The sequence below is a fragment of the Streptomyces sp. LS1784 genome (assembly GCF_020103755.1).
Taxonomy (GTDB): Bacteria; Actinomycetota; Actinomycetes; order Streptomycetales; family Streptomycetaceae; genus Kitasatospora.
In genome coordinates this window covers 1-2,807 of the sequence record NZ_JAHSQD010000809.1, presented here as the reverse complement: position 1 = coordinate 2,807, position 2,807 = coordinate 1, and the positions used below count along the sequence as shown (strand labels likewise).

Annotated in this window: 4 protein-coding genes and 1 pseudogene; 2 read left to right on the top strand and 3 right to left on the bottom strand. The window is 73.5% G+C overall.

Annotated elements, in window-relative coordinates:
* The coding region (locus KS423_RS42715) for a winged helix-turn-helix domain-containing protein (protein ID WP_224285085.1) at nucleotides 1–385 on the bottom strand (385 nt) is incomplete at its 3' end.
* Nucleotides 386–600: 215 nt separating this feature from the next.
* On the opposite strand from KS423_RS42715, the gene KS423_RS42710 reads away from it, so the two are divergent.
* Nucleotides 601–1,416: a site-2 protease family protein gene (locus KS423_RS42710; protein WP_224285084.1), complete on the top strand. Its 816-nt coding sequence runs from the start codon at nucleotides 601–603 to the stop codon at nucleotides 1,414–1,416.
* A gap of 14 nt (nucleotides 1,417–1,430) precedes the next feature.
* On the opposite strand, the gene KS423_RS42705 is transcribed toward KS423_RS42710, so the two are convergent.
* The gene (locus KS423_RS42705) at nucleotides 1,431–1,622 is read right to left on the bottom strand and encodes a hypothetical protein (protein ID WP_224285083.1); all 192 of its coding nucleotides are present in this window, start codon (nucleotides 1,620–1,622) and stop codon (nucleotides 1,431–1,433) included.
* 112 nt (nucleotides 1,623–1,734) lie between these two features.
* Nucleotides 1,735–2,427 (bottom strand): NADPH-dependent F420 reductase, encoded by a 693-nt coding sequence (gene npdG, locus KS423_RS42700; protein WP_224285082.1) that lies wholly within the window; start codon nucleotides 2,425–2,427, stop codon nucleotides 1,735–1,737.
* Between the two features lie 47 nt (nucleotides 2,428–2,474).
* Between npdG and KS423_RS42695 the strand changes: the two are divergent.
* A pseudogene (locus KS423_RS42695) lies at nucleotides 2,475–2,807 on the top strand (hypothetical protein); the annotation flags it as partial.

Below are 2,807 nucleotides of genomic sequence, written 5' to 3'. Positions count from 1 at the left end.
GCCACAGCGCCAGGGCGGCGGCCAGCTTCCCGGCGGCGAGCGCGTGGTCCCCGGCGTCGAGGGCACGGCGGCCCTCGCCGGTCAGCCGCTGGAAGTCGGCGAGGTCGGTGGCCGGGCCGGTCAGCCAGTACCCGGCCGGGCCGGAGCCGACCTCGTCCCGGCCGATGGTGCGGCGCAGCCGGCCGACCAGGGTCTGGAGCGCGGCGGAGGAGTCCTGCGGCGGCTCTGCCTCCCACACCTCGTCCACCAGCACGTCGGCCGGCACCGGCCGGCCCTGCCGCAGGGCCAGGGCGGTGAGCAGGGCCCGCAGCCGGGCGCCGCCGATCGGCACCGGGGTGCCGTCGTCGTGGTGGGCCGTCGTCGTCCCGAGAATGCCGTAGTGCACCGGACCATTCTGGTCGATCGGCGGGGCAAGGGCCGCACAATTGTGCAGGGCCGTCCCGGCCCCGGTGCGTGGGGGTGGAACGCCGCGTGGGGCGGAACGCCGGCGCACGCCCGGACGTTCACCCGGAGCGGCTTGTCCGGTCACCGGCCCACCCGGCATGATCGACCCCGGCCCACGCCCACCCCTCTTCCCCCTGCCCACGGAGCACCCACACCATGACCTTCGCCGCCACGCCGCGCTCCCGCAGCGAGGACCGCCGGATCAGCCCGGTGTTCTGGGTGCTGCTCGCCGTCCTCGGCACCTCCGGCTGGGCGGTGTACCAGGGCTACGGCAACACCTCGTTCGGGGTGTTCCTGTTCGTGGTCGCGGGCTGGATGGTCTCGCTCTGCCTGCACGAGTACGCCCACGCGCGCACCGCGCTGCACGGCGGCGACATCACCGTCGGCGCCAAGGGCTACCTCACGCTCAACCCGCTGAAGTACGCCAACGTGCTGCTCAGCTTCGTGCTGCCGATCGTCTTCGTGATCCTCGGCGGCATCGGCCTGCCCGGCGGCTCGGTCTGGATCGAGCGGAACCGGATCCAGGGCCGGCTCAAGCACAGCCTGATCTCGGCGGCCGGCCCGCTGGTCAACCTGCTCATCGCGGCGGCGCTGCTGATCCCGATCGGCGCGGGCTGGCTGGACGACCCGACCGTGCACGCGTTCTGGAACGGCTACGAGCTGATCATCTCGCCGTTCTCCGGGGCGCTGGGATTCCTCGGCTTCCTCCAGCTGAGCGCGGCGGTGCTGAACCTGCTGCCGGTGCCCGGGCTGGACGGCTACGGGATCGTCGAGCCGTGGCTGTCGTACAAGACCCGGCGCGCGATCGAGCCGTTCGCGCCGTACGGGATGCTCGCCGTGTTCGCGCTGCTGTGGCAGCCCCAGGTGAACCAGTTCTTCTTCGGCATCGTCCACGGCCTGATGAACCTGTTCGGCGTGGACCAGGACTACGCGACGCTCGGCCGGTACCTGTTCACCTTCTGGAAGAACTAGCCCTTCCGGAAGCCTCAGCCCTGCTCGGCCGCGGCGGCGGCCTCGGCGAGCTTCGCGCTGCGGCGGTTCATCCACAGCACGTTGCTGGCCACACCGGCCAGCGGGAGCCAGATCAGGCCCAGCCAGAGGCCCTGGGTCAGCGAGAAGACGGCGGCGACCAGCGCGAGGACGACGACGATCAGGGCGAGCAGGGACGTGCGGGGCATGGCGGCGGACTCCTGGGACCGGGTACGGGCGGCCGGGGTTCGGCCGGAACCCATTGTCGCCGACCTCACCTCCGGAGCAGGTCCGGGGTGAGGTCGACACGGCGTCCGATGGTCAGACGTCGGTGATCCGCAGGCCCGCGTGGGCCCTGTAGCGGCGGTTGACCGAGATCAGGTTGGCGACCAGCGCCTCCACCTGGTGGGCGTTGCGCAGCCGGCCCGCGAAGATGCCGCGCATCCCGGGGATGCGGGCGGCCAGGCCCCGGACGACGTCGGTGGCGTCCCGGTCGTCGCCGAGCACCATGACGTCGGTGTCGATGGTCTCCACCGACTCGTCCTGGAGCAGGACCGCCGAGAGGTGGTGGAACGCGGCGGTGACCCGGGAGTCCGGCAGCAGCGCGGCGGCCTGCTCGGCGGCACTGCCCTCCTCCGGCTTCAGCGCGTACGCGCCCTGCTTGTCGAAGCCCAGCGGGTTGACGCAGTCGACGACGATCTTGCCCGCGAGCTCCTCGCGCAGCGCGGTCAGGGTGGCGGCGTGGCCGTCCCAGGGCACCGCGATGATCACCACGTCGCTCTCCCGGGCGACGGTGGCGTTGTCGGCGCCGCGCACGCCGAGGCCCAGCCCGGCCGCCGCGGCCTCGGCCCGGGCGGCGTCACGGGAGCCGATGATCACCTGCTGGCCGGCCTTGGCCAGCCGCAGGGCCAGGCCCCGCCCCTGGTCGCCGGTGCCGCCGAGGACACCGACCACCAGCTGCGAGACGTCCGGCGCCTCGTGGGCCGGGTTCGTCACTGAATCGAGGGAAGTCATGGGCCGATCCTGCCAAATCCCCGGCCCGGCGGGACATCCTGGCCCGCATGGACGCGGTGAGAGTTTCGGCACTCCGGGAACGGCTGACGGGAACGGGCTGGCTGGAGGCGATCGGCGGCTTCGCCGGATCGCTGCGCCGCTCCGTGGAACGGCGCGGGGCGAGCGGGCTGCTGCTGGTCGGCACCGAGGGGTACGAGCCCTGGCACCTGGCCGCCCACCTGGACGACGAGGCCGCCTGGTCGGACATCCCCCGGCTGGCGCCCACCCTGGTGCGGCACCGCCCGCCGGCCGACGCCCCCGCCCACCTGACGCACGACCTGCGGCGGCTCACCGAGGCCGGGCGCGGCGCCACCGTGCTGGTGGTGGCCCCGGAGGCGGCC